Origin of the sequence: Nonomuraea sp. ZG12 (assembly GCF_052068115.1) — a bacterium.
Taxonomy (GTDB): domain Bacteria; phylum Actinomycetota; class Actinomycetes; order Streptosporangiales; family Streptosporangiaceae; genus Nonomuraea.
In genome coordinates this window covers 21760-45027 of sequence record NZ_JBQHCW010000014.1, presented here as the reverse complement: position 1 = coordinate 45027, position 23268 = coordinate 21760, and the positions used below count along the sequence as shown (strand labels likewise).

Genomic DNA, 23268 nt, shown 5'->3' with positions numbered 1-23268 from the left:
ACCGTGAGTAGGCGGTATGAAGCTCGTTCTCGTCGGTAATCGTGGGCCGGCAGGCTCTTTCACCAGTGGTAAGGATTGTTGGCCATTACTTTTCTGCCGCTCTGAGCTGGGCGTATCCCCGCGAACGGGGGTGAGCGTGGCCATGACGATCTTCTCCTTCATTTGCTGGTGACTGTCATGCCCGGACAAGGCCGGAGTTGGGTATCTAAACACATCTCCCCCAATCCTGGATCGGCCGGTGCGAAAAACAGGAATCACCACAGGGCGGATTTATGCCTAAATAAAGGGAAGTGGCGCACCCTCCACAATGACTAGTCAGCCCGCGACTCGCGCGCCGCCGAGGCTTGACGCCGCCCCGCGAACCGCATCAAGTTAGGGCATGTGACCGAGCAGACACTGGGCCGGCTGGCCGAGGAATCGTGGACCAGGTTCGAGGACTTCGACTCGGTGTTCTACGAGGGGGTCTGGCACCGCAGCCACACGCTGGCCGAGCGGGTCCGCCGGACCTGTGGCGGATTCGTCGAGGCCGGGATCCGGCCCGGCGACCGGGTCGTGATGATGATGGCCACCTCGCCCGAGGTGGGGCTCATCTACCAGGCGCTGTGGGCGGCGGGCGCGGTGGTGACGCCTGTGGTGTTCCTGGTCGGCGCCGAGGAGCTGCGGCACATCCTGCTCGACAGCGGCGCCGTGGCCGTGGTCACCTCGCCGGAGCTGGTGGCCACGGTGGAGGCGACCGGGGTGGACGTGCCGGTGTTCGTGGACACGGCTGAGCTCGAACGCGCCGACGAGCACGGACCGGTGCCGAGAGACCCGGGCGACCTCGCCGCGCTGATGTACACGGGCGGCACCACCGGCAAGGCCAAGGGCGTCATGCTCAGCCACGCGGGCCTGTGGCAGGTGGCCAAGGCCTCCTACGACATGTCCCACCAGGAGGGGATAAATCGTGCGATCGTGCCGGTGCCCCTCTCCCATGCCTACGGGCTGATCGTCACGGTCGCCGGCATGCACGCCACCGAGCCGCCACAGGCCGTGCTGATGCGCTGGTTCGACCCCAAGGCGTTCCTCCGCCTCGCCGCCGAGCAGCGCGTTCAGTACGGCACCGTGGTCCCCGCCATGCTGCAGATGCTGCTGGCCGAGCCGCTGGAGTCACACCCGCTGCCCGACCTGACCTTCCTCACCTGCGGCGCGGCCCCGCTCGGCAGGGACGTGCTGACGGAGTTCGAGCGGCGGATGCCCGGCGTGCGGATCCTCGAAGGCTACGGCCTGACCGAGACCAGCGCGGTGACCACGTTCAACCCGCCGGGCAGGCGTAAGCCCGGCAGCGTGGGCCTGCCGCTGCCCGGCTACACGATCACCATCCGCGACCCGTGGGGCGAGGTCATGGAGACCGGTGACGTGGGCGAGATCTGCGTCGCCGGCGAGGCGCTGATGCTCGGCTACTGGGGTGAGCACGAGCCCGACCCCGGCGGCACCGCGCTGCAGGACGGCGAGCTGCGCACCGGCGACATCGGCTGCCTGGACGACGACGGCTACCTCCACGTCGTGGACAGGAAGAAGGACCTGATCATCCGGGGCGGGTTCAACGTCTTCCCGCGCGACGTGGAGGACGCGCTGAACGAGCACCCGGACGTGGTGATGTCCGGCGTGGTGGGCCGCCCCGACCCACGACTCGGCGAGGAGGTCGTGGCCTTCGTCCAGCTCAGGACCGGCGGCACGGTCACCGCCGAGGAGCTGATGACGTGGGCCCGCGACCGGGTCGGCCGGGTGAAGTATCCGCGCGAGGTGACGTTCGTCGACTCGATCCCGGTCACCAGCGTGCTCAAGCTCGACCGCAAGGCCCTGCGAGCCAGGCTCCGCGACTGACGCCGATCCAGTGCGGTAAGGCATGGCCGGGTCGGGCGTGTGGCTGATCCGTGATAAATGTTGACCTCGAAGGAGGTGACATGAGCCACGAAGAACCCCCCGGCGGATACCCCTACCAGCCCTACGGCGCGCCGTACGGCCAGCAGCCCCCTCCGCAGTACGGCTACGGCTATCCCCCGCCCCCACGACACAGCGGGCCGAACGCCAACGCGATCGTCTCGCTCGTGCTCAACCTCATCGCCATCGTCAGCTGCTGCAACCTGCTCGCCATCCCCGGCGCGATCCTCGCCGGGCTGTCCCTGCGAGCGTCCACCGAGCCCGGTGCCGCCCGCACCATGGTGATCTGGAGCTGGGTCCTGTTCGGGCTGGGTTTCCTGCTCACCATCGGCACCTTCCTCTTCCTCGGCGTCAACGGCTATCTCGACGACTAGCCGGGCCGTTTCGCAGATCGGGACTGATTCGGCCGTCGTGCGTGTTGGATAGGCGTCAACCGTAGAAGGGATGTCTGTGAACGACGGCCCGCTCATCGTCCAATCGGACAAGACGCTGCTGCTCGAGGTCGATCACGACAAGGCCGCCGAGTGTCGTAAGGCGATCGCGCCGTTCGCCGAGCTCGAGCGCGCGCCCGAGCACGTGCACACCTACCGCGTCACGCCGCTGGCGCTGTGGAACGCGCGTGCCGCCGGGCACGACGCCGAGCAGGTCATCGACGCGCTGATCGGCCACAGCCGCTACCCGGTGCCGCACGCGCTGCTCGTCGACATCGCCGAGACCATGGCCCGCTACGGCCGGCTCCGGCTGGAGAAGGATCCGGTCCACGGCCTGATGCTGACCTCCACCGACCGGGCCGTGCTCGAAGAGGTGCTGCGCTCGAAGAAGATCCAGCCGATGCTGGGCGAGCGCCTGGGCCCCGACTCGGTCGCCGTGCACCCGAGCGACCGGGGCAACGTCAAGCAGGCGCTGCTCAAGCTGGGCTGGCCCGCAGAGGACCTGGCCGGTTACGTCGACGGCGAGCACCACAAGATCGACCTGACCCAGGACGGCTGGACGCTGCGTCCCTACCAGCAGGATGCGGCCGACGCGTTCTGGGACGGCGGCTCCGGCGTGGTGGTGCTGCCGTGCGGCGCCGGCAAGACGATCGTCGGCGCGGCCGCGATGGCGCACGCCCAGGCGACCACGCTCATCATGGTCACCAACACCGTCTCGGCCCACCAGTGGCGGCAGGAGCTGCTCAAGCGCACCTCGCTGACCGAGGACGAGATCGGCGAGTACTCCGGCTCCAAGAAGGAGATCCGCCCGGTCACCATCGCCACCTACCAGGTGATGACCACCAGGCGTAAGGGCGTCTACAGCCACCTGGAGCTCTTCGACGCGCGCGACTGGGGCCTGATCGTCTACGACGAGGTGCACCTGCTGCCCGCGCCGATCTTCCGGATGACCGCCGACCTGCAGGCCCGCAGGCGGGTCGGGCTGACGGCGACGCTGGTGCGCGAGGACGGCCGCGAGGGTGACGTGTTCTCCCTGATCGGCCCCAAGCGCTACGACGCGCCCTGGAAGGAGATGGAGAACCAGGGCTGGATCGCACCGGCCGACTGCGTCGAGGTCCGCGTCACGCTCACCGACGAGGAGCGGCTGGCGTACGCGATGGCCGAGGCGGAGGAACGCTACCGCTTCTGCGCCTCCACGCCGTCCAAGACGCAGGTGACCAAGGCGCTGGTCCGCCGCCACCTGGGCGAGCAGGTGCTGGTCATCGGCCAGTACATCGACCAGCTCGACGAGCTGGGCGAGCAGCTGAACGCGCCGGTCATCAAGGGCGAGACCAGGATCAAGGAGCGGGAGCGCCTCTACCAGGCCTTCCGTGACAAGGAGATCCAGGTGCTGGTGGTGTCGAAGGTCGCGAACTTCTCCATCGACCTGCCCGAGGCGGCCGTGGCGATCCAGGTGTCCGGGACGTTCGGCTCACGTCAGGAAGAGGCGCAGCGGCTCGGCCGGGTGCTGCGGCCCAAGGCCGACGGCGGCGGGGCGCGCTTCTACACGGTGGTGAGCAGGGACACGGTCGACCAGGAGTTCGCGGCGCACCGCCAGCGGTTCCTGGCCGAGCAGGGATACGCCTACCAGATCATCGACGCGGACGACATCCACGACGAGGTGTGACGCCCGGCCGCCCGACAGGAGCGGCCAGGCGCTAATGCCTTATGTCCACGAGACTCCGCGGGCCGTCGACAATCGAACCACCCCCCTCACTGCGTCCTCTCCGCGACACTGCCGGATCCGGCAGCGACATACCCTGATGATCCGGCATTCCCACCTGGTATGCCCGGATTTTTCGGTATTTCCGGGGTTCGTTACGCGGCCGTGTCGATCACTTCGCGAGCATGCCGCCGAGGAAAAGCACCCCCTCGGCGGCGATCCACGCCACGACGCCCGTCCCCATGAGCCGGCCGAACAGACGCGGGTCGTACCTGGCGGACGGGACCAGCCACGCCGCCAGGGTGAAGCTCGCGGCGACGGCCGCGAACAGCGCCGACACGGTGGAGACGGTGGCCAGCCGGCGCGAGCAGGCGGACGACGACTCACCGCTGCCGCAGAACGCCTCCAGCCCCCAGCCCGCGAACACCGACAGGCTCCAGAGGGCCGCCAGCAGGAAGCTCGCGACGGTGGGGATGATCGGGGAGATACCGAGCCGGACGCGCGACACGCCGACTTCCTACCCTCCTACAGGCCCGGCTAAATGCTTTGGAGGGCCGTCGGCGGGCCCACTAAGCTGATGGATTCGCTACCTTGACCACCACCTCCGGGAGGCACTTTCGCATGCCCGCACACCAGCTGGCCCCCGACATACCCGCCGACGTGCTCGCCGCCGAACAGACCCATCTCGCCGAGTCCAGGGCCGCGCTCCAGGCCATGCGCGCGCACGCGCAGTCGCTGTCGTCGGACGCGGCCGGCGACTGGGTCTCGCAGCAGATCCTGCAGTCGCTGCTCGACCAGCGGGTCGCCGCGCTGGCCGACCATCCGGACACGCCGCTGTTCTTCGGCCGGCTCGACCGCTCGATGGACGACGACCTGCCGTCCGTCATCTACGTCGGCCGCCGCCACGTGCACGACGGCAACAGCCGTCCGCTGGTGATCGACTGGCGCGCCCCGGTGTCCCGCGCCTTCTACCAGGCCAGCCCCGCCGACCCGATGGGCGTGGCGCTGCGCCGGCGCTTCGGCTACCACGGCGGCGCGCTGACCGCGTTCGAGGACGAGCCGCTGGGCCAGGGCGCCGAGATCGGCCCGTCCAGGATCCTCACCGAGGAGATCGAACGCCCGCGCACCGGCCCGATGCGCGACATCGTCGCCACCATCCAGCCCGACCAGGACGAGATCGTCCGCGCCGCCCTGACCGAGACCGTGTGCGTCCAGGGCGCCCCCGGCACCGGCAAGACCGCGGTCGGCCTGCACCGGGCCGCCTACCTGCTCTTCACTCACCGCGAGCGGCTCGCCCGGTCAGGCGTGATGATCGTCGGCCCGAACCGCGCCTTCCTGTCCTACATCTCCTCCGTGCTGCCCGCGCTGGGCGAGGTCAAGGTCGACCAGACGACCATGTCCGGCCTGCTCGGCGAGCACGCGACGCCGGAGGACCCGATGGTCTCGGCCGTCAAGGGCGACGCCCGGATGGCGGAGGTGCTGCGCCGCGCCCTCTGGCTGCACATCGTGAAGCCGGAGGAGGGCCTGGTCTTCAGCAAGGGCGCCTACCGCCACCGGGTGGCCGACTACGAGGTGCGCGAGATCGTGGCCTCCCTGCGCGGCACCACCCGCTACGGTCCCGGCCGTGCGGCCCTGACCCAGCGTCTCGCGCACCTGGTCCTCGTACGGATGGAGCAGCGCGGCGAGTCGCCCGACGACCGGGTGCAGGACGCGGTGGCCCGCTCCAAGCCGGTCAGGCAACTCGTGGACGCCGTCTGGCCGAAGCTCACCCCCGAGCAGGTCCTCCACCGTCTCCTGTCGGACCCGGAGTTCCTCTCCCGAGCCGCCAAATCCGATTTTTCGCCCGACGAGCAGGAAATGCTGCTTTGGCGGAAGCCGTACCGGAGCTGGAAGTCCGCGAAATGGTCCGCCGCGGACGCCGCGCTCTTGGACGAGCTCGGCGACCTCATCGAGCGCACGCCCTCGATCGGCCACCTCGTCGTCGACGAGGCGCAGGACCTGTCGGAGATGCAGCTGCGCGCCCTCGGCCGCCGCTGCCGCAACGGCTCCGCCACCGTGCTCGGCGACCTCGCCCAGGGCACCACCGCCTGGTCGACCAGCTCGTGGCAGACCGTGCTCAAGCACCTCGGCCAGGAGGGCGAGGTCACCGAGCTGACGCTCGGCTTCCGCGTGCCGCGCGAGGTGCTCGACTACGCCGCCCGCCTGCTGCCCTCCATCGCCCCCGACCTCGCCGCCCCCCGCTCGCTGCGCCCCGGCGCGGGCTCCCTGTCCGTACGGCCTGACGGCGAGCTCGGGCAGGCTGTCGCCGAGGTCCTGACCAGGGAGGGCTCGATCGGCGTGATCGTGCCGGACGCGATGGCCGCCGAGGCCTCCGCCTCGCTGGCCGACGTCCCGCACGTCGTGCTCGGCCCCGACTCGACCGACGAGCACCGGCTGCTGATCGTCCCCGCGACGCTGGCCAAGGGCTTGGAGTACGACCACGTGATCGTGGTGGAGCCGGCGGACATCGTCGAGGCGGAGCCCCGCGGCCTGGCCCGCCTGTACGTGGTGCTCACCCGGGCCGTCACCTCCCTCACGGTCCTGCACCGCAGGCCCCTGCCCGCCCAGCTGACCGCCTGACGCCCCGGCGCGGCCCCGGGTGGGGCCGCGCCCGCCCCCTCGACTTCTAGGATGACGACAGGACGATCTACCGAGGAGGATGCCGTGCCGGCACCGCTGCCCCACGAATACCTGCCGCCAGTCCCCGCGCTCGTGGTCGAGAGCGACGACCTGACCGACGGCGAGAGGCTGAACGACCGCCACGTCTTCAACGACTGGGGCATGCGAGGCCAGAACCTGTCCCCGCACCTGCGCTGGTCCGGCGCCCCCGCCGAGACCCGGAGCTACGCCGTGACCTGCTTCGACCCCGACGCCCCGACCGGCAGCGGCTTCTGGCACTGGGTGCTCTTCGACCTCCCGGCCACGGCCACCGAGCTGCCCACCGGAGCGGGCACGGCCCCCGACTTCAAGGGCCTGCCACCGGGCGCCACCCATGCCCGCACGGACTACGGCACCAAGTCCTACGGCGGCGCCGCGCCCCCGCCCGGGGCCCCGCACCGCTACGTCTACACGGTGCACGCCCTGTCGGTGGACTCCCTGGGCGTGGACAGCGACACCAGCCCGGCGGTGGTCGGCTTCAACATCACCGCCAACACCCTGGCCCGAGGCCACATCGTCGCCCTCTACAGCACCTGAACCGGGCCGATTCCGGGGCCTGGTAGGTTCAGCGGCCATGAACGCTCCGGGGATCAGCATCCGTGCCGGCGGCCTGGACGACGTGGACCGCATCCTGGACTTCTGGCTCCAGGCCGCCGAAGGCACCGACAGACGCGACTCCCCCACCAAGGTGACCGCCCTCCTCCACCGCGACCCCGGCGCGCTGCTGCTCGCCGAACTCGGCGAGCCGAGCACTACCGGGGGCGAGCTGGTGGGGACTCTCATCGCCGGCTGGGACGGCTGGCGGGCCCACCTCTACCGCCTCGCCGTCCACCCGGCCCACCGCCGCAAGGGCATCGCCACCGCGCTCCTGGCGGCCGCCGAGGACCGCTTCGTCCAGTTCGGCGCCTTCCGCGCCGACGCCATGGTCCTCCGGGACAACACCCTCGCCCATCCGGCCTGGTCCGCCGTCGGCTACGCACCCCAACCCGAATGGTCCCGCTGGGTGAAGCCGCTCCCCTGACGACGCGGGCGCTCGTCCTCTTCACGGCCGGCAGGGCCGGGCGTCTACTACTGCGTGAGGTCACGCTGGCCATGCGTGCGGAGGGCCGAGCGGGTGGATGCGACCGGTCGCGTGTGCTGTGCCCGGTGCTTGCTGGGGCTCATGCCTTTGACGCGCTTGAACGCCGCGCTGAAGCTGAACGCGTCGGCGAAGCCCACCCGCTTGGCCACGTCGGCGATGGTCGTGTCCGGTTCGATGAGCAGGTCCGAGGCGATGGTCATGCGCCACTGGGTGAGGTAGGCCAGCGGGGGTTCGCCCACGAGCGTGGTGAACCGGCGCGCGAACGCGGAGCGCGAGACGCCGCCCCGGGAGGCCAGCTGCGCCACCGTCCAGGGGCGCGCCGGATCGTCATGCATGAGGCGCAGCGCCTCGCCCACGATCGGATCGCTCAGCGCCGTGTACCAGGCCGGAGCGCTGGTCTCCGGGCGGTCGAACCACGCGCGCAGGGTGCAGACGAGCATCCAGTCCAGGAGGCGGTCCAGCACCACCTGCTGTCCCGGCCGGTCGGCCGCGACCTCCGCCGCGATGTACGCGCTCACCGCGGCGGTGTCGCCGTCCTCCGACACGGTCAGCACCGGCGGCAGCGCCTTGAGCAGCCGCCGCCCGACGTCGCCGCGCACCGGATACGCGCCCACGATCAGCGTCGTGGACGCGTCGGGGTCGCCGCACGTCCAGCCGAGATGGTGGACCGTGCCGCCGTTCGCCGGGATGGCGCAGTGCTCCCCGCAGTCGATGCCCGCCGACGCGTCCGTGGCCGGGTCGTCAACGAACAGGAACGGTCGTGGACCGCGCACCACCACGGTCTCACCGGCCGTGATGCGCTGAGGCGCCTGCGCCTCAGCCATGATCCACCCCTCGCCTCGCAGGAGGGCGCACAGCGTCAGCGGCGCGCCGTCGACGAACCGCAACGACCACGGCGGCGACAGCATCGTGTGCCCGAAGACAGAGCCGTCGGCGCGTACCCCGCGCAGGAGATCGGCAAAGGCGTCCATGACTGAAGCGTAGACGAATGGACATGCATACGCCGTTTTGACCCATGGTGAGTCCATGTCCGCCACGGTTTCATGGGAACCATGAGTCAAGACGTATTCCTTGTCCTGGGCGCCACGGGAAAGACCGGCCGACGGGTGGCCGCCAGGCTGCGGGCCGCCGGCAGGACCGTTCGGGCGGCCTCCCGATCGAGTGCGGCGCGCTTCGACTGGGCCGATCCGTCCACCTGGGACGACGTGGTCAACGGTGTCTCCGCGGTGTACGTCATCGCGCCCGACGTGCCGGGTCCCGCGCACGACTTCGTCCCCAGGGCGGTGGCCGCCGGCGTGCGACGGTTCGTGCTGCTGTCCGGCCGCGGCGCCGACACCTGGGGCGACTCCCCCTTCGGCCTGGACATGCGCTCGGCCGAGGAGGCGGTGCGCGTGTCCGGGGTCGAGTGGTCAATCGTGCGCCCGACGAACTTCAACCAGAACTTCGACGAGGACCTCTTCTACGCCCCGATCATGGCGGGTGAGCTGGCACTGCCCGCCCGCGACATCGTGGAGCCCTTCATCGACGTGGACGATGTCGCCGACGTCGCGGTGGCGACGCTCACCGAGCGCGGGCACGACGGCCGCATCTACGAGCTGTCGGGCCCGCGAGCGCTCACGTTCCGGGAGGCCACCGAGGAGATCGCGCGGGTGTCGCGTCGGCCGGTTCGCTACCTTGATGTCTCGCCCGAGGAGTACGTCACCGCGTTCGTGGCGCAGGGGGTCCCGCCCGAGACCGCGAGCTACGTCGGGGAGATGTTCGACCTGATGCGCAGCGGTGCGACCGCCAAGGTCACCGACGACGTGCACCGCGTCCTGGGCCGCCGACCCCGCGATTTCGAGACCTATGTCGCGCGCGCGGCGGCAGCGGGGGCCTGGCGTTGAGGTCGCTCCTGATCCTCAGGTACCTCGACATCTGGAACGAGCGGGACACCGCCGCCCGCCAGGCCCTCATCAAGGCCGTCTTCACCGAGGACTCGTTCTACAGTGCTCCCGACCACGCCGGTCTCCACGGCCACGGCGAGCTGTCCGAGGCGATCGGCCGCTCCCAGGAGCAGTTCGGCGACATGGTGTTCACCCTCGGCAGGGTGATCAACGCCCACCATGACACGGCGCTGTTCACCTGGGAACTGGGCGCACCGAACGCGGACACACCTGCGGCAACCGGCTACGACGTCGTGGACTTCACCGGCGACCGCATTCGCCGGGTGGTCGGCTTCTTCGCCTAGTTCCCTAGGTCGATCGGCCGGGCCTGCGGCTGGACGTGGAGGGATGACGTGTTATTCGGCGGATGGTCAAGTGCGGGCTCGCGTAACGGCGGCCCGCCGTCACCCGGTCAGCGGCCGTTTCCCTGGAGGCCCTCAGCCCTGTGCGGCGGGCGGTCGAACCGGGCTGGCCGTAAATAAAAAAGCCCGCGCCTAAAGCGGGGCAAAGGCGGGGAGAGCGCCAGAGCGGCCCGAAACCGGCAGGTTTCGGGCCGCTCTGATGTGGTGCTGTACGTGCCGGAAAAACCCGGCGCGTGGTACTGAAGGGCTAGAAGTCCATGTCGCCGCCACCGGGCATGCCGGCGGGGGCTGCGGGGGACTTCTCGGGCTTCTCGGCGATGACGGCCTCGGTGGTGAGGAAGAGCGCCGCGATGGAAGCGGCGTTCTGCAGCGCGGAGCGCGTCACCTTGGCCGGGTCGATGATGCCCGCCTGGAACATGTTGACGTACTCGCCGGTGGCCGCGTTGAGGCCCTCACCGGGGGTGAGGTTGCGCACCTTCTCGACCACGACGCCGCCCTCGAGGCCGGCGTTGACCGCGATCTGCTTGAGCGGCTCCTCCAGAGCCTTGCGCACGATCGCGGCACCGGTGGCCTCGTCGCCCAGGAGCTCGAGCTTGTCGAACGCCTTGGCGCCGGCCTGCAGCAGCGCGACGCCACCGCCGGGCACGATGCCCTCCTCGACGGCCGCCTTGGCGTTACGCACGGCGTCCTCGATGCGGTGCTTGCGCTCCTTGAGCTCCACCTCGGTCGCCGCGCCGGCCTTGATGACGGCGACGCCGCCGGCCAGCTTGGCGAGACGCTCCTGGAGCTTCTCGCGGTCGTAGTCGGAGTCGGTGCGGTCGATCTCGGCGCGGATCTCGTTGACCCGGCCGGCGATCTGGTCGGCGTCACCGGCACCGTCGACGATCGTCGTCTCGTCCTTGGTCACCACGACCTTACGGGCGCGGCCCAGCAGGTCGAGCGTGGCGTTCTCCAGCTTGAGACCGACCTCCTCGGCGATGACCTGACCACCGGTGAGGGTGGCGATGTCGCCGAGCATGGCCTTGCGGCGGTCACCGAAGCCGGGGGCCTTGACGGCCACCGAGCGGAACAGGCCGCGGATCTTGTTGACGACCAGGGTCGCCAGCGCCTCGCCCTCGACGTCCTCGGCGATGATCAGGAGCGGCTTGCCGGACTGCACGACCTTGTCGAGCAGGGGCAGCAGGTCCTTGTTCGCCGAGACCTTCGAGTTGACGATCAGGATGTACGGGTCCTCGAGCACGGCCTCCATACGGTCGGAGTCCGTGACGAAGTACATCGACGTCATGCCCTTGTCGAAGCGCATGCCCTCGGTGAGCTCAAGCTCCAGACCGAAGGTGTTGCTCTCCTCGACGGTGATGACGCCTTCCTTGCCGACCTTGTCCATCGCCTCGGCGATGAGCGCCCCGATCTCGGGGTCGGCGGCGGAGATGGAGGCCGTCGAAGCGATCTGCTCCTTGGTCTCCACGTCCTTGGCGAGCTTGGACAGCTCCTCGCTCACCCGCTCGACAGCGGCCTCGATGCCCTTCTTCAGGGCCATCGGGTTCGCGCCGGCGGCGACGTTGCGCAGGCCCTCGCGCACCAGCGCCTGGGCGAGCACGGTGGCGGTCGTGGTGCCGTCACCAGCGACGTCGTCCGTCTTCTTGGCGACTTCCTTGACCAGCTCCGCGCCGATCTTCTCCCACGGGTCCTCGAGCTCGATCTCCTTGGCGATCGACACACCGTCGTTGGTGATCGTGGGGGCGCCCCACTTCTTCTCCAGTACGACGTTGCGGCCCTTGGGCCCCAGGGTCACCTTGACGGCGTCGGCGAGCTGGTTCATACCACGCTCGAGACCGCGCCGGGCTTCCTCGTCAAACGCGATCATCTTGGCTGCCATAAGGCTGGACCTCCCAGTTGCAGGGTGGCTGGCTGTGGACCGAGCCGACGCCCGCGACGGCATGTGGGTCCGCAACTCCGTCGGCAGACCCCATCGTCTCGATCCCAGGTTGGCACTCTGCAACAGAGAGTGCCAACGAATTGTTTAGCACTCTACCCTGTCGAGTGCAAGCTGACGTCACCCACGCCCAGGTCAAGTCCGTACAGCGCGAACGGCGGGCCAGGGCGGCCCGCCGTACACCGAGGGGGTGGCAGGCCGCACGCACTGCGCTGACGTGCGGGCTGCCGGGGCTTACCAGCTACGCGACCGCACGGACGGACTCCGCCTGCGGCCCCTTCTGGCCCTGCGTGATCTCGAACTCGACCCGTTGCCCCTGTTCGAGAGATCGATAGCCATCCATCATGATTGCCGAGTAATGGACGAATACATCCTTACCACCGTCTACCGCGATGAAGCCGTAGCCCTTGTCCGCGTTGAACCATTTGACGGTGCCCTGCGCCACTTCCGACTCCTCTTACTGGGCTCATAGGTCCCGCCCATTCCTCCGCGAGACCCACAATCGTCGTGACAATTGGGGAATCAGTCAGACGACCGCACTCGACCATACCTGCGACACGACGTTTGGCACCAGAGTCAACCGACAAACCGGAAATTTCACCATGTGCGGAAAGTAGTTCAACCTTGAATTTGATTGCGGAAAAAAGAGAAGGCGCCCGCATGCGGGCGCCTTCTTCAGTGACCGGGTTCAGCCGCCGGCGACCGCCGGGATGATGGAGACCTGAGTGCCTTCAGGGGCCGGAGTGTCAAGGCCCTGGGCAAAACGGACGTCCTCTTCGCCAACATAAACGTTGACAAAACGCCGAATCTTGCCCGATTCATCGAGAATGCGGGCGCCAATCCCCGGGTAGTCGGAGTCGAGCTTGGCGAGCACGTCACGCAGGGTCGCGCCCTCTCCACTCACCTCCGCGTTACCGCCGGTGTAGGTGCGAAGGATGGTGGGAATCCGCACAGAAACACTCATGAATTAACCTCGCCTTTCCTGATTGTCAGACAGTCGCGCGGAACGCGTCGAGAGAGGGCCGGATCACGGCCGTGGGCTGGGCGTCGTCGGCGATGACGTCGAGCGTCTTGAGCCCGTCGCCGGTGTTGAGCACCACGGTCTCCAGCTCCGGGTCGAGCCGCCCGGTGTCGACGAGCTTCTTCAGCACGCCCACCGTGACGCCGCCCGCCGTCTCGGCGAAGATGCCCTCGGTCGAGGCCAGCAGCTTGATCGCGGCGACGATCTCGGGGTCCGTCACGTCCTCCACCGCGCCGCCGGTGCGGCGGGCGATGTCGAGCACGTAAGGGCCGTCGGCGGGGTTGCCGATGGCCAGCGACTTGGCGATGGTGTCGGGCTTGACCGGCTGGACCACGTCGTGGCCCGCCTTGTAGGCCGTGGACACCGGCGAGCAGCCGAGCGCCTGCGCGCCGTAGATCTTGTACGGGCCGTCCTCGACGAGCCCGAGCTCGATCAGCTCCTTGAAGCCCTTGTCGATCTTCGTGAGCTGGGAGCCGGAGGCCACCGGGATGATGATCTGCTCGGGCAGCTTCCAGCCGAGCTGCTCGGCGATCTCGTAGGCGAGCGTCTTGGAGCCCTCGGCGTAATAGGGCCTCAGGTTGACGTTGACGAAGCCCCACTTGTCGCCCATCGGGTCACCGATGAGCTCGGAGCAGAACCGGTTGACCTCGTCGTAGGTGCCCTCGATGCCGACGAGCCTGCCGCCGAACACGCGGGCCATGGCGATCTTGGCCTGCTCCAGCCCCGCGGGGATGAACACGCAGGCGTCCAGCCCGGCCCTGGCGGCCGCGGCCGTCACGGCGCCGGCCAGGTTGCCGGTGGAGGAGCAGGACAGGGTGTGGAAGCCGAAGTTGCGCGCCGCCTCGACGGCGATGGCCACCACCCGGTCCTTGAAGGAGTGGGTGGGGTTGCCGGAGTCGTCCTTCACGTGGAGGGACCTGATGCCCAGCGCCTTGCCGAGGTTGCCCGCCTTGACCAGCTTGGTCCAGCCGGGGTTCATGTTGGGCTTGGTGGCGACGTCGGCCGGCACCGGCAGGAGCGCGCGGTACCGCCAGATGTTGGCCGGTCCGGCCTCGATGGAGGCCCGGGTGACGTTGCCGAAATCGTAGGCCGCTTCGAGCGGCCCGAAACACTCCGCACAGGCGAAGCTCGGGCCGAGCGGATAGCGGGTGCCGCACTCGCGGCAGGAGAGAGCGACGGCGGGACCGAAGTCGAGCGACATGAAGCGAGGCCTTCCCTCATCTTCGCCCGTGGCCACCCTGACCACGGACCGGAATTGGCACCTAGTCCCGGTCGGCCTCGCCAGGTCGCGAGTCACAAGCCGGGAGGGTTGCCGGGGCTTCGCAGGGCCGGTCCCTCCACCCCTCTGGATGAGCAATATTCAGTTGTTGCTGCTGACCGGACTCTACCCAATCAATCGCGTGACCTGCCCGGTCATCTCAGTATGCGAGATACGAGGTCTCATCGGTAGTCTTCGCCCAGCGCCGCCTGGACATATTTGCGGGCCTGGTGGATACGCGACTTGGCGGTGCCGAGCGGGATCTTGAGCTGCTCGGCCACCTCGCTGTAGTCGAGCTGGACGATGTCGCGCAGCACCAGCGCCTGGGCCAGATCGGGCTTGTCGGCCTCCAGCGCCTCCATGGCGTCGAGCAGGTCGAGCCGCGATCCGGCGATCACGCTGACCCGGCGGACGTCGGGCTTCTGCATGGGCAGCTCGTCGGAGGTCTGCTCGGCCGACCTGCGCTTCAGCGACCGGTAGGTGGTGCGCGCGCAGTTGGCGGTCACGATGTGCAGCCAGGTGCTGAACCTGGCCCGCCCCTCGAACCGCCCGATGTTGCGCGCGACGGCGAGCAAGGTGTCCTGCGCCGCCTCCTCCGCGTCCTGGTGGTAGGGCAGGATGCGGGCGCAGTGCCGCAGCACGTCCGGCTCGATCCTCCGCAGGAGTTCGCCGAGTGCGCGATGATCTCCGACGGCGGCGGAGCGGGCCAGTTCCTCGGTTAGCTCATCAAGCGCCATAGCTGGGATCCTAAGGTCGGAGGGAGCTTTAATGAACAGCATCCTGCTCGCCTCGAACAGAGGCCCGGTCTCGTTCACCGTATCCGAGGACGGTGACCTGACCATGAAACGCGGTGGTGGCGGGCTCGTGTCGGGCCTGTCCGGCGTGGCCAAGGACGAGGGCGTGCTCTGGGTGTGCGCCGCCCTGTCCGACGGCGATCGCGGCGCCGTCCGCCAGGCCCCCGGCGGCAGGCTCGACCACGCCGGCTACGAGACCGGGGCGCTGCGGATGCTCGAGATCGCGCCGGCCGTCTTCCACCGCGCCTACAACTCCGTGGCCAACTCCACCCTGTGGTTCGTCAACCACCTGCTCTACGACATCCCCAACGCACCCCACTTCGGCACCAGGTTCCAGCGCGACTGGGAGTCCTACCGCGACTACAACGGGGCGTTCGCACTGGCGCTGGCCGAGGAGGCCGGGCACGGCGCGCGCGTGATGGTGCAGGACTATCACCTGACGCTGACCCCGGCGATGCTCCGGGCCGAGCGGCCGGATCTGCGCATCGCGCACTTCAGCCACACCCCGTGGGCGCCGCCGGAGTACTTCTCGCTGCTGCCCGACGAGGTGGCCGGCGAGGTCCTGGAGGGCATCCTGGGGGCCGATCACGCGGGCTTCCTCACCCACCGGTGGGCGGGGGCGTTCATGGACTGCTGCGAGGCCGTGCTGGGCGCGCGGGTGAACCGGGTGGACCGTACGATCACGCATGAGGGACGGGTCACCCGCGTCGGCGTGCACCCGCTGGGCGTCGACGGCAAGGCGCTGTGGACGCGAGCGGGCGAGCCGGACGTCGAGTCCCACATGGCGGCGCTGCGGGAGCAGGTGGGCGAGCGCCGGCTCATCGTGCGCATCGACCGCACCGAGCTGTCGAAGAACATCGTGCGCGGCCTGCTCGCCTACCGCGAGTTCCTGGCCGCCCATCCCGAGTGGCACGGTCGCGTGGTGCACCTGGCGTTCGCCTATCCCAGCAGGCACGACCTGCCCGAATACCGCGAGTACACCGCGTCGGTGCAGCGCTGCGCGCAGGAGATCGAGGACGAGTACGCCACGGAGGACTGGGATCCGCTGATCCTCAACGTCGAGGACGACTATCCCCGCTCCCTGGCCGCCTACCGGATGGCCGACGTGCTGCTGGTCAACCCGATCCGCGACGGCATGAACCTGGTCGCCAAGGAGGGCCCGGTCCTGTCGCCGCGCTGCGCGCTGGTGCTGTCCCGCGAGGCGGGCGCGGCGGCCGAGCTCGGGCCGCACGCGCTCATGGTGAATCCCTACGACATCAGCGGCACGGCCGGCGCGCTGCACCAGGCGCTGGTCATGCCGGAGGAGGAGCGGGCCCGCCGCCGCGAGGGGCTGGAGTCGGCCGCCACCGCGCTGCCCCCGCAGAAGTGGCTGGCCGCCCAGCTCGACGCGCTGGGCTGAGGCCGGTCAGTTCCAGTCGGCGTTCCGGAGGGCGGTGGCCAGCCCTGGGGTCTTCCAGGTGTCGACGACGAGGATCTTGGTCTTCGGCAGATACCACTCGCGCGTGGTGAAGCGGGTGCTGGTGATCTTGCCCGAGTGGGTCCGGCAGCGGGTCTGGAACTCGTGGTAGGCGGCCTTGTGGCCGGGCCCGACCTGGCGCAGCCCCTTCTTGTGCGGGCCGATCTTCTCCACGCGCAGGAGCTTGCCGTCGACCGGGCACCGCTGCACGTCCGAGGCGGGGTAGTAGCCGCCCCGGTCCACGTTGTACGGCCCGAACCCCTCGGCCCCCAGCTTGATCGCCTTCGGTCCGAGGATCCAGAATCCCTTGCAGTCCGTGGTGAAGAAGCCGCCCTCGGGGTGGGCGCACTTGCCGGTGACGACGTGGATCCAGTCGGTGCCGCCGCCGTGGATCCGCCACTTCATCGGCAGGTAGAGGGTCAGGCCGTTGCGCAGTTTCAGCTGGTGGGCGGGGGCGGCAGCGGTGGCAGTGGCGGTGGCGGTGGCGGGCGCCATGAGGACGGCAGCCGCGGCCACCGCCACGACGGCAAGGGATCGCTTCGACATGAGGCGACGTTAGAACGAGGCACTTGCAAGCCACTCACGATCGACTGAAAGCCGTCGTCAGCTCTCTCAGCAGCGCCAACACCCCGTCAGGGCCGTCCACCACGATGTCCGCCCGCTCGGCCAGCGCGGTCACCTCGGCCGAGCCGCTGCAGACCGTCACGCCGGGCAGGCCGGACGCCCTGACCGCGTCGAAAGCGGCCAGATCGCCCAGGTCGTCGCCGGCGAACAGCACGGACCTGGCGGCCCGTTCGGCCAGGAACAGGCTGAGCGCGTGCCCCTTGTCCATGCCCGGCGGCCTGAGCTCCAGCACCAGCCGGCCCGGCTCGACGACCAGGCCGTGCTTCTCGGCCAGCTTGGCCATCGGCTCGCGCAGCGCGGCCAGCGCGCCTTCGGGGTCGGCGTCGCGCCGGGTGTGGACAGCCACCGCGCGGCCCTTGTCCTCGACCGTCACGCCGGGCAGGCCGAGGGAGTCGAGCAGCAGCGGCAGCTCGGCCTCGGCCCTCGGCACTCCGGCCGGGGGCGGTGGGGCGGAGATCTGGCCGTTCTCCCACCGCTCGAACCCGTAGTGGCCGAGCACCACCAGGCCCGGCACGCGCTCCAGCCCGGGGCCCAGCTGAAGTGCGGTGGCCGCCGGCCTGCCGGTCACGATGACCACCGCGTTGACGTACTCGCCGAGCTCGGCGAGGACGGCAGGCGCGTCGGGATGGACGCGGGCCGTCGCGGGGTCGGCCACGATCGGGGACAGGGTCCCGTCGAAGTCGAGCCCGATCACGGCGCCCGTCGGATCTTTCAGGATCGCTTCCATACCAGGGATGTTCGTCACGCGCCTGCCCTACCCAGCGTGTCAGGGACGCATGCCGAAGCGCCTGGCCGCGCGCTCTCGCTGGCGGCCGGCGCGGATCCTGCGCAGGCGTTTGACCAGCATCGGGTCCTGCTCCAGGGCTTCAGGTCTGTCGATCAATTCGCCGAGCAACTGGTAGTAGCGGGTGGTGGAGAACCCGAAGGTCTCCTTGATGGCCTGCTCCTTGGCGCCCGCGTAGCGCCACCAGTGGCGTTCGAAGGCGAGGAGCTCGAGCTCGCGGTCCGTGAGGGGCTGTCGATCGGGTCCTGGGGCAGCACTGTCACCGCCGGCCGGCGCAGTGTCCATGGTGTCCTCCTCGGGAAGGGGCGCGCGAGCACCGTAGAGATTGGCGGCGCACGGGGCCCGTCGCCATCGTAATGTGCGTGGTGCGGCTGTTCATGGCGTATCGGGAGACGTACAGTCACCAGGTGTGACCTCTGTCATCACGCTTCTCACCGATTACGGGCTGGAGGACGGCTACGTCGCCGCCTGCCACGGAGTGATCGCCACGATCGCGCCGTCGGCCCGGGTGATCGACGTGTGCCACCTCGTCCCTTCTGGTGATGTACGGCGCGGTGCGGCGATTCTCGCCCAGACGATCCCGTACCTACCCAGCGGGGTGCATATCGGCGCGGTCGACCCCGGGGCGGGCGTGGCGCGGCGCGCGGTGGCCGTGGAGGCGGGCGGCAGCGTGTTCGTGGGGCCGGACAACGGGCTGCTGTCGTGGGCGATCCACGCCAGCGGCGGCGCGCGGGCGGCGTACGAGATCAGCGACGAGCGTCACTTCCTGCGGCCGGTCTCGCCCACCTTCCACGGCCGCGACGTGTACGCCCCGGTCGCGGGGCGGTTGTGCGGCGGGCTCGACCCGGCCGACCTGGGCCCTGCGGTGCCGCTGGAGCGGCTGGTGGCGCTGCCGGAGCCGACCTCGGTGCTGCGCGAGGGGGCGGTGGAGGGCGAGGTCGTCTCGGTCGACCGCTACGGCAACACCCAGCTGTCGATCTCGGCGGGCGACCTGGAGGCGCTGGGGGTGCGGGTGGGCGACACGCTCGGGGTGATGCTGGGCAGGCGCCGCCTGTCGATGCCCTACCGCGAGTCGTACACTGCGGTGCCGCCGGGCGAGCTGGTGGCCTTCGCGGACTCGGCGGGGCTGATCGCCTTCGCCGTGAACAGCGGTGACGCGGCGCAGCGACTGGGCCTGCCACCAGGTGCACATGTCAGGCTTTCCCCCACGAGCTAAGACGAAAGCCACAGAACGGTAATTACACGGCGTATCGGACTGTTTACCGAAGCGTCGGATTGAATCATCGATCGCGTGTCAGAATGCACGGCAGTTCGGGCGCCCCCTCCCCCCGTTCGAGGTCGCCGTGCATCACGTCTGCGTTGTCCTGATCTCCATACTGTTCGCGGTCTGGCCAGCCACCGGACCGCCCGTCCCCGACCGCTGGCGCTCGTGGCCGGTCTCCCGGGTCTTCCCGGCGGCCGTGCCCGGCATCAGTCCCTCAGGGGCCCGGGTCACCTACCTGCTGACCGGCGTCGCGCCCGAGGCGCCCTGCCGGTCCGCGTTCCACCCCGGCGCGCTTCCCGCGCGTCCGTCGTGCGTCACCGCCCTGCGCGCCACGTACGCCGACAGCACGTCCACCTTCGTGGCCACGGTCGGCATCGCCGTCCTGACCGGCTACGGCGAGCCCGCGGTGTCCGGCACCTCCCGGCCGCCCACGGTGCGGCCGGTGGCCTTCCCCGGCGGGCCCGCCGAGCGCTTCGGCGAGCTCCAGTACGTCACCGGGGTGGTGATCGCCTCGCACGAGCGCTACCTGGTGGCCACGGCCGCCGGGCACGCCGACGGCAGGCCGTACCGGCCGGGCGACCGGGCCGGCAGCCGGCTGCGCGGCATCGCCAGGCAACTCGCCGTCGAGCTGCACCGAGGTCTGACCGGATGAGGCGCGGGCGGCGCCCGCCGCGAACCGTCCTGCTGCCGCTGATGCCCCTGCTGCTGCTGGTCTGCGTGGCGGCGCTGCCCGCCGGCGGCACCACGGCGAGGGTGTCCGCGCAGGAGACGGTCCACGACGACGTGGGCGCCATGGCGCGGGCCCGGCAGTGGCAGATCTCCCTGCTGCGGCTGCCCGAGGCGTGGCGGACGAGCAGGGGCGAGGGCGTGCTGGTGGCGGTGCTCGACACCGGCGTCCGCGGCGACCATCCGGACCTCGGCGGCGCCGTGGTGCAGGGCCCCGACCTGACCGGCGCCTCCACGACCGGCGGCATGTGGGGGCACCACGGCACGGCCATGGCCAGCCTGATCGCCGGCCGTGGCCACGGCCCGGACCTCGGGGTGATCGGCGTGGCTCCCGCGGCGAGGGTGCTGTCGGTCAGGGTCACGCTGGAGAGCTCCGACCCACGCCGCGAGCGACTGCGCGCGGGCGGGCGTCACGCACTGGCCAAGGGCATCCGCTACGCGGTCGACCACGGCGCGGACGTGATCAGCATGTCGCTGGGCGGAGGCAGCGGCGCGTGGGAGGGCTCGGCCCCCGAGGAGGAGGCCGTGCAGTACGCCATCACCCACGGAGTCGTCCTCGTGGCCTCCTCCGGCAACGACGGCGACACGGCCAACAAGAAGACCTTTCCCGCCGCCTACCCGGGCGTGATCGCCGTCGGCGCGATCGACAGACGGCTCAGACCGGCCGGGTTCTCCAACCGGCGGGACTATCTGTCGGTCGTGGCGCCCGGCACGGGGATCGTCACCGCGAGCGCCTTCGGCGACTACGTGGTAGGCGACGGCACCAGCTCCGCGGCGGCCATGGTCGCGGGCATCGCCGCGCTGATCAAGTCGGCCCATCCGGAGCTGTCGCCCTTCAAGGTGCGCCGGGCCATCGAGCGCGGCACCCGGCAACGGCCGCCCGGCGGTTACGACAGGGCCTACGGGCACGGGGTGGCGAACGCGGTGCTGGCCCTGCGCGAGGCGGGACGGCTGGCCGCGACGCCCACACTGCCCGCGCTGCCCGGCGGGTCCGGCGCTGTCTCGATGCCCCCGCTGCCGGGCGGATACTTCGGCGACGGGCCGCCCGCCGAGCCGCCCGCCTCGCGGATGGCCGTGGTGGTGGGCATGGTGCTGCTGGTGGCGGGGCTGTCCGCCCGGGTGGTCGGGCGGCAGCGGCGGCGTCACTGCTGGTACGGACCCGACGAACGCCGAGACCCCCCACGGTGATCCCGTGGAGGGCCTCGGCGCCTGACTACTCGGCGCCTGACTACTTCGCGCCTGACTAGTTGACGTGGACCACGTCGTGCGTCTCGGCGAAGTGACACGCGCTCTCGTGCGTGGTGCCGGGCCTGATCTGCAGCAACGGCTCCTCCGTCGCGCAGATCTCCTGCGCCTTCCAGCACCGGGTGCGGAACCGGCAGCCCGACGGCGGGTTGGCCGGCGAGGGCGGGTCACCCTGCAGGATGATCCGCTCGCGCTGCTCCCGGCCCTCGGGGTCCGGGACCGGCACGGCCGACAGCAGGGCCTGGGCGTACGGGTGCGCCGGCTTGTCGTAGATGTCGACGTCGTTGCCGATCTCGACGACCTTGCCGAGATACATCACCGCGACCCTGTCGGAGATGTGGCGCACCACCGACAGGTCGTGGGCGATGAAGATGTACGCCAGGTTGAACTCGTCCTGCAGCCGCTCCAGCAGGTTGATGACCTGTGCCTGGATCGACACGTCGAGCGCGGAGACCGGCTCGTCGCAGACGATGATGTCCGGCTGCAGCGCCAGCCCACGGGCGATGCCGATGCGCTGGCGCTGGCCGCCGGAGAACTGGTGCGGGTAGCGGTTGATGTAGTCGGGGTTGAGGCCCACGACCTCCAGCAGCTCCTGCACCTTGCGGGCGCGGTCGCCCTTGGGCGCCACCTCGGTGTGGATGTCGAACGGCTCACCGATGATGTCGCCGACGGTCATCCGCGGGTTCAGCGAGGTGTACGGATCCTGCATCACCATCTGGATGTTGCGGCGCATCCGCTTGAGCTCGCCGCCCTTGGCCTTGGCGATGTCGCGGCCGCCGATCATGACCGAGCCGGAGGTCGGCCGCTCCAGCGCCATGAGGACCTTGGCCAGCGTGGACTTGCCGCAACCCGACTCCCCCACGATGCCCAGCGTCTCACCCCTGTGGAGGTCGAACGAGACGCCGTCCACGGCCTTGATGGCGCCGATCTGCCTCTTCATCACGATCCCCTGGGTCAGGGGAAAGTGCTTGACCAGATCGCGAACCTCGAGGATGCGCTCACCCTTGGTCGCCATCGAGGACCTCCCTCCAGTAGTGGCAGGCACTGTTACGGGCGCCGCCGATCTCGTAGAGCGGGGGGGCGTCGGTCACGCAGTTGTCCTGGCGGTAGGGGCACCGCGGATGGAAAGCGCAGCCTGTCGGCATGTCGAGCAGGTTCGGCGGCAGCCCCTTGATGGCGTACAGCTCGTGGCCCTTGTGGTCGAGTCTGGGGATCGACTCCAGCAGGCCCTTCGTGTACGGGTGGGCGGGCGCCTTGTAGATGTCGTGCACGGAGGCGTTCTCCACGATGCGCCCGGCGTACATGACCGCGATCTTGTCGGCGACGTCGGCGACGACGCCGAGGTCGTGCGTGATCAGGATCATGCCCATGTTGCTCTCGCGCTGCAGCTCCGCGAGGAGCTCCATGATCTGCGCCTGGACCGTCACGTCGAGCGCGGTGGTCGGCTCGTCCGCGATCAGCACCTCGGGGTCCAGCGCGATCGCCATGGCGATCATGATGCGCTGCCGCATGCCCCCGGAGAACTGGTGCGGATAGTCGTTGACGCGCTGCTTGGCGGCCGGGATGCGCACCTTGTCCATCAGCTCGACGGCCTTGACGAGGCTGTCACGCCTGGACATGCCGCGGTGCACCCGGAACATCTCGCTGATCTGCCAGCCCACGGTGAAGACCGGGTTGAGCGCGGAGAGCGCGTCCTGGAAGATCATCGCGATGCGCTGGCCACGCACCTGGGTGCGCGCCTCCTCCGAGAGCTTGAGCAGGTCGGTGCCGTGGAAGCGGACCTCCCCCTTGGGGACGCGCGCCGGCGGCACGTCGAGGATGCCCATGATGGCCTGGGCCGTCACGGACTTGCCCGAGCCGGACTCGCCCAGCACGGCGACCGTCTCGCCGGGGTTGAGCGAGTAGCTCACCCCGTTGACCGCCCGTACGACGCCCGCGCGGGTGGCGAACTCCACGTGCAGGTCGACGACTTCGAGCAGTGGACCGTTGCCCCGCCCTCCCTCGGCGGGCAACTCGTCCAGCGATGTCTTTCTCACTTGATCCCCCCT

General features: G+C 69.9%; 24 protein-coding genes and 1 riboswitch. Of the genes, 12 read left to right on the top strand and 12 right to left on the bottom strand.

Features of this window, described 5'->3' with window-relative positions; translation table 11 throughout:
* Positions 1 to 381 precede the first annotated feature (381 nt).
* The 3 genes from ACTMTF_RS30930 (at position 382) to ACTMTF_RS30920 (ending at position 4017) form a co-directional block, all read left to right on the top strand.
* Positions 382 to 1863, top strand: coding sequence for a class I adenylate-forming enzyme family protein (locus ACTMTF_RS30930; protein ID WP_441113829.1), 1482 nt, complete (start codon positions 382 to 384; stop codon positions 1861 to 1863).
* Positions 1864 to 1943: 80 nt separating this feature from the next.
* Positions 1944 to 2294 (top strand): hypothetical protein, encoded by a 351-nt coding sequence (locus ACTMTF_RS30925; RefSeq protein WP_397014663.1) that lies wholly within the window; start codon positions 1944 to 1946, stop codon positions 2292 to 2294.
* Positions 2295 to 2364: 70 nt separating this feature from the next.
* A complete protein-coding gene (locus tag ACTMTF_RS30920) occupies positions 2365 to 4017 on the top strand; it encodes a DNA repair helicase XPB (protein ID WP_397014665.1) in 1653 nt (550 codons plus the stop codon).
* A gap of 208 nt (positions 4018 to 4225) precedes the next feature.
* Here ACTMTF_RS30920 and ACTMTF_RS30915 read toward each other — a convergent pair whose 3' ends face one another.
* Positions 4226 to 4561 carry a hypothetical protein gene (locus ACTMTF_RS30915; RefSeq protein WP_441113828.1) on the bottom strand — a complete coding sequence of 112 codons (336 nt, stop codon included), beginning with the start codon at positions 4559 to 4561 and terminating at the stop codon, positions 4226 to 4228.
* A gap of 113 nt (positions 4562 to 4674) precedes the next feature.
* Between ACTMTF_RS30915 and ACTMTF_RS30910 the strand changes: the two genes are divergently transcribed.
* The 3 genes from ACTMTF_RS30910 to ACTMTF_RS30900 all read left to right on the top strand — a co-directional run bounded on the left by ACTMTF_RS30910 (position 4675) and on the right by ACTMTF_RS30900 (position 7771).
* Complete coding sequence (locus ACTMTF_RS30910) at positions 4675 to 6672, top strand: HelD family protein (RefSeq protein ID WP_441113827.1); 1998 nt, start codon at positions 4675 to 4677, stop codon at positions 6670 to 6672.
* Positions 6673 to 6756: 84 nt separating this feature from the next.
* Positions 6757 to 7287, top strand: coding sequence for a YbhB/YbcL family Raf kinase inhibitor-like protein (locus tag ACTMTF_RS30905; protein ID WP_441113826.1), 531 nt, complete (start codon positions 6757 to 6759; stop codon positions 7285 to 7287).
* Positions 7288 to 7324: 37 nt separating this feature from the next.
* Positions 7325 to 7771: a GNAT family N-acetyltransferase gene (locus ACTMTF_RS30900; protein WP_441113825.1), complete on the top strand. Its 447-nt coding sequence runs from the start codon at positions 7325 to 7327 to the stop codon at positions 7769 to 7771.
* 47 nt (positions 7772 to 7818) lie between these two features.
* Here ACTMTF_RS30900 and ACTMTF_RS30895 read toward each other — a convergent pair whose 3' ends face one another.
* Entirely contained in the window at positions 7819 to 8802 is a 984-nt protein-coding gene (locus tag ACTMTF_RS30895; protein ID WP_441113824.1) for an AraC family transcriptional regulator, read from the bottom strand.
* Positions 8803 to 8883: 81 nt separating this feature from the next.
* Here ACTMTF_RS30895 and ACTMTF_RS30890 point away from each other — a divergent pair, with 81 nt between their 5' ends.
* Both ACTMTF_RS30890 and ACTMTF_RS30885 read left to right on the top strand, forming a co-directional pair.
* Positions 8884 to 9714 (top strand): NAD(P)H-binding protein, encoded by an 831-nt coding sequence (locus ACTMTF_RS30890; RefSeq protein ID WP_441113823.1) that lies wholly within the window; start codon positions 8884 to 8886, stop codon positions 9712 to 9714.
* Positions 9711 to 10058, top strand: a complete 348-nt coding sequence (locus ACTMTF_RS30885; RefSeq protein WP_441113822.1) for a nuclear transport factor 2 family protein — start codon at positions 9711 to 9713, stop codon at positions 10056 to 10058. Before ACTMTF_RS30890 ends, ACTMTF_RS30885 begins: the two co-directional genes overlap by 4 nt.
* A gap of 304 nt (positions 10059 to 10362) precedes the next feature.
* Here the strand turns inward: ACTMTF_RS30885 and groL are convergent, their stop codons facing one another.
* The 5 genes from groL to ACTMTF_RS30860 all read right to left on the bottom strand — a co-directional run bounded on the left by groL (position 10363) and on the right by ACTMTF_RS30860 (position 15064).
* Positions 10363 to 11991, bottom strand: coding sequence for a chaperonin GroEL (groL, locus tag ACTMTF_RS30880; RefSeq protein ID WP_441113821.1), 1629 nt, complete (start codon positions 11989 to 11991; stop codon positions 10363 to 10365).
* A 298-nt stretch (positions 11992 to 12289) separates the two neighbouring features.
* Complete coding sequence (locus tag ACTMTF_RS30875; protein WP_148035128.1) at positions 12290 to 12493, bottom strand: cold-shock protein; 204 nt, start codon at positions 12491 to 12493, stop codon at positions 12290 to 12292.
* Positions 12494 to 12736: 243 nt separating this feature from the next.
* Positions 12737 to 13012, bottom strand: a complete 276-nt coding sequence (locus tag ACTMTF_RS30870) for a MoaD/ThiS family protein (protein WP_441113820.1) — start codon at positions 13010 to 13012, stop codon at positions 12737 to 12739.
* 25 nt (positions 13013 to 13037) lie between these two features.
* On the bottom strand, positions 13038 to 14270 hold the full coding sequence (gene thrC, locus ACTMTF_RS30865) for a threonine synthase (protein WP_441113819.1): 1233 nt from the start codon (positions 14268 to 14270) through the stop codon (positions 13038 to 13040).
* 13 nt (positions 14271 to 14283) lie between these two features.
* Positions 14284 to 14425: riboswitch (SAM riboswitch) on the bottom strand.
* Between the two features lie 84 nt (positions 14426 to 14509).
* Entirely contained in the window at positions 14510 to 15064 is a 555-nt protein-coding gene (locus ACTMTF_RS30860) for an RNA polymerase sigma factor (RefSeq protein WP_397017773.1), read from the bottom strand.
* Positions 15065 to 15095: 31 nt separating this feature from the next.
* On the opposite strand from ACTMTF_RS30860, the gene ACTMTF_RS30855 reads away from it, so the two are divergent.
* Positions 15096 to 16520: an alpha,alpha-trehalose-phosphate synthase (UDP-forming) gene (locus ACTMTF_RS30855; protein WP_441113818.1), complete on the top strand. Its 1425-nt coding sequence runs from the start codon at positions 15096 to 15098 to the stop codon at positions 16518 to 16520.
* Positions 16521 to 16526: 6 nt separating this feature from the next.
* Here ACTMTF_RS30855 and ACTMTF_RS30850 read toward each other — a convergent pair whose 3' ends face one another.
* The 3 genes from ACTMTF_RS30850 to ACTMTF_RS30840 are packed head-to-tail and all read right to left on the bottom strand — an operon-like array spanning position 16527 to position 18270.
* A complete protein-coding gene (locus ACTMTF_RS30850; protein ID WP_441113817.1) occupies positions 16527 to 17123 on the bottom strand; it encodes a hypothetical protein in 597 nt (198 codons plus the stop codon).
* A gap of 34 nt (positions 17124 to 17157) precedes the next feature.
* Positions 17158 to 17928, bottom strand: a complete 771-nt coding sequence (gene otsB / locus ACTMTF_RS30845) for a trehalose-phosphatase (RefSeq protein WP_441113816.1) — start codon at positions 17926 to 17928, stop codon at positions 17158 to 17160.
* A 39-nt stretch (positions 17929 to 17967) separates the two neighbouring features.
* A complete protein-coding gene (locus tag ACTMTF_RS30840) occupies positions 17968 to 18270 on the bottom strand; it encodes a DUF3263 domain-containing protein (RefSeq protein ID WP_441113815.1) in 303 nt (100 codons plus the stop codon).
* A 124-nt stretch (positions 18271 to 18394) separates the two neighbouring features.
* On the opposite strand from ACTMTF_RS30840, the gene ACTMTF_RS30835 reads away from it, so the two are divergent.
* From ACTMTF_RS30835 to ACTMTF_RS30825, 3 genes are all read left to right on the top strand, one after another.
* Positions 18395 to 19201, top strand: coding sequence for an S-adenosyl-l-methionine hydroxide adenosyltransferase family protein (locus tag ACTMTF_RS30835; protein WP_397017778.1), 807 nt, complete (start codon positions 18395 to 18397; stop codon positions 19199 to 19201).
* 127 nt (positions 19202 to 19328) lie between these two features.
* Positions 19329 to 19901 carry a hypothetical protein gene (locus ACTMTF_RS30830; protein ID WP_441113814.1) on the top strand — a complete coding sequence of 191 codons (573 nt, stop codon included), beginning with the start codon at positions 19329 to 19331 and terminating at the stop codon, positions 19899 to 19901.
* On the top strand, positions 19898 to 21163 hold the full coding sequence (locus tag ACTMTF_RS30825) for a S8 family serine peptidase (RefSeq protein WP_441113813.1): 1266 nt from the start codon (positions 19898 to 19900) through the stop codon (positions 21161 to 21163). The genes ACTMTF_RS30830 and ACTMTF_RS30825 overlap by 4 nt, the downstream gene beginning before the upstream one ends.
* Positions 21164 to 21218: 55 nt before the next feature.
* Here the strand turns inward: ACTMTF_RS30825 and ACTMTF_RS30820 are convergent, their stop codons facing one another.
* Positions 21219 to 22235: an ABC transporter ATP-binding protein gene (locus ACTMTF_RS30820; protein WP_441113812.1), complete on the bottom strand. Its 1017-nt coding sequence runs from the start codon at positions 22233 to 22235 to the stop codon at positions 21219 to 21221.
* A complete protein-coding gene (locus ACTMTF_RS30815; RefSeq protein WP_441113811.1) occupies positions 22219 to 23256 on the bottom strand; it encodes an ABC transporter ATP-binding protein in 1038 nt (345 codons plus the stop codon). Before ACTMTF_RS30815 ends, ACTMTF_RS30820 begins: the two co-directional genes overlap by 17 nt.
* Positions 23257 to 23268: the final 12 nt, after the last annotated feature.

Coding starts and splice junctions, on each gene's coding strand:
- ACTMTF_RS30925 (WP_397014663.1), top strand. CDS start 1,944: ATGAGCCACGAAGAACCCCCCGGCGGATACCCCTACCAGCCCTACGGC.
- ACTMTF_RS30920 (WP_397014665.1), top strand. CDS start 2,365: ATGTCTGTGAACGACGGCCCGCTCATCGTCCAATCGGACAAGACGCTG.
- ACTMTF_RS30910 (WP_441113827.1), top strand. CDS start 4,675: ATGCCCGCACACCAGCTGGCCCCCGACATACCCGCCGACGTGCTCGCC.
- ACTMTF_RS30900 (WP_441113825.1), top strand. CDS start 7,325: ATGAACGCTCCGGGGATCAGCATCCGTGCCGGCGGCCTGGACGACGTG.
- ACTMTF_RS30895 (WP_441113824.1), bottom strand. CDS start 8,802: ATGGACGCCTTTGCCGATCTCCTGCGCGGGGTACGCGCCGACGGCTCT.
- ACTMTF_RS30890 (WP_441113823.1), top strand. CDS start 8,884: ATGAGTCAAGACGTATTCCTTGTCCTGGGCGCCACGGGAAAGACCGGC.
- groL (WP_441113821.1), bottom strand. CDS start 11,991: ATGGCAGCCAAGATGATCGCGTTTGACGAGGAAGCCCGGCGCGGTCTC.
- ACTMTF_RS30870 (WP_441113820.1), bottom strand. CDS start 13,012: ATGAGTGTTTCTGTGCGGATTCCCACCATCCTTCGCACCTACACCGGC.
- thrC (WP_441113819.1), bottom strand. CDS start 14,270: ATGTCGCTCGACTTCGGTCCCGCCGTCGCTCTCTCCTGCCGCGAGTGC.
- ACTMTF_RS30860 (WP_397017773.1), bottom strand. CDS start 15,064: ATGGCGCTTGATGAGCTAACCGAGGAACTGGCCCGCTCCGCCGCCGTC.
- ACTMTF_RS30855 (WP_441113818.1), top strand. CDS start 15,096: ATGAACAGCATCCTGCTCGCCTCGAACAGAGGCCCGGTCTCGTTCACC.
- ACTMTF_RS30850 (WP_441113817.1), bottom strand. CDS start 17,123: ATGTCGAAGCGATCCCTTGCCGTCGTGGCGGTGGCCGCGGCTGCCGTC.
- otsB (WP_441113816.1), bottom strand. CDS start 17,928: ATGGAAGCGATCCTGAAAGATCCGACGGGCGCCGTGATCGGGCTCGAC.
- ACTMTF_RS30840 (WP_441113815.1), bottom strand. CDS start 18,270: ATGGACACTGCGCCGGCCGGCGGTGACAGTGCTGCCCCAGGACCCGAT.
- ACTMTF_RS30825 (WP_441113813.1), top strand. CDS start 19,898: ATGAGGCGCGGGCGGCGCCCGCCGCGAACCGTCCTGCTGCCGCTGATG.
- ACTMTF_RS30820 (WP_441113812.1), bottom strand. CDS start 22,235: ATGGCGACCAAGGGTGAGCGCATCCTCGAGGTTCGCGATCTGGTCAAG.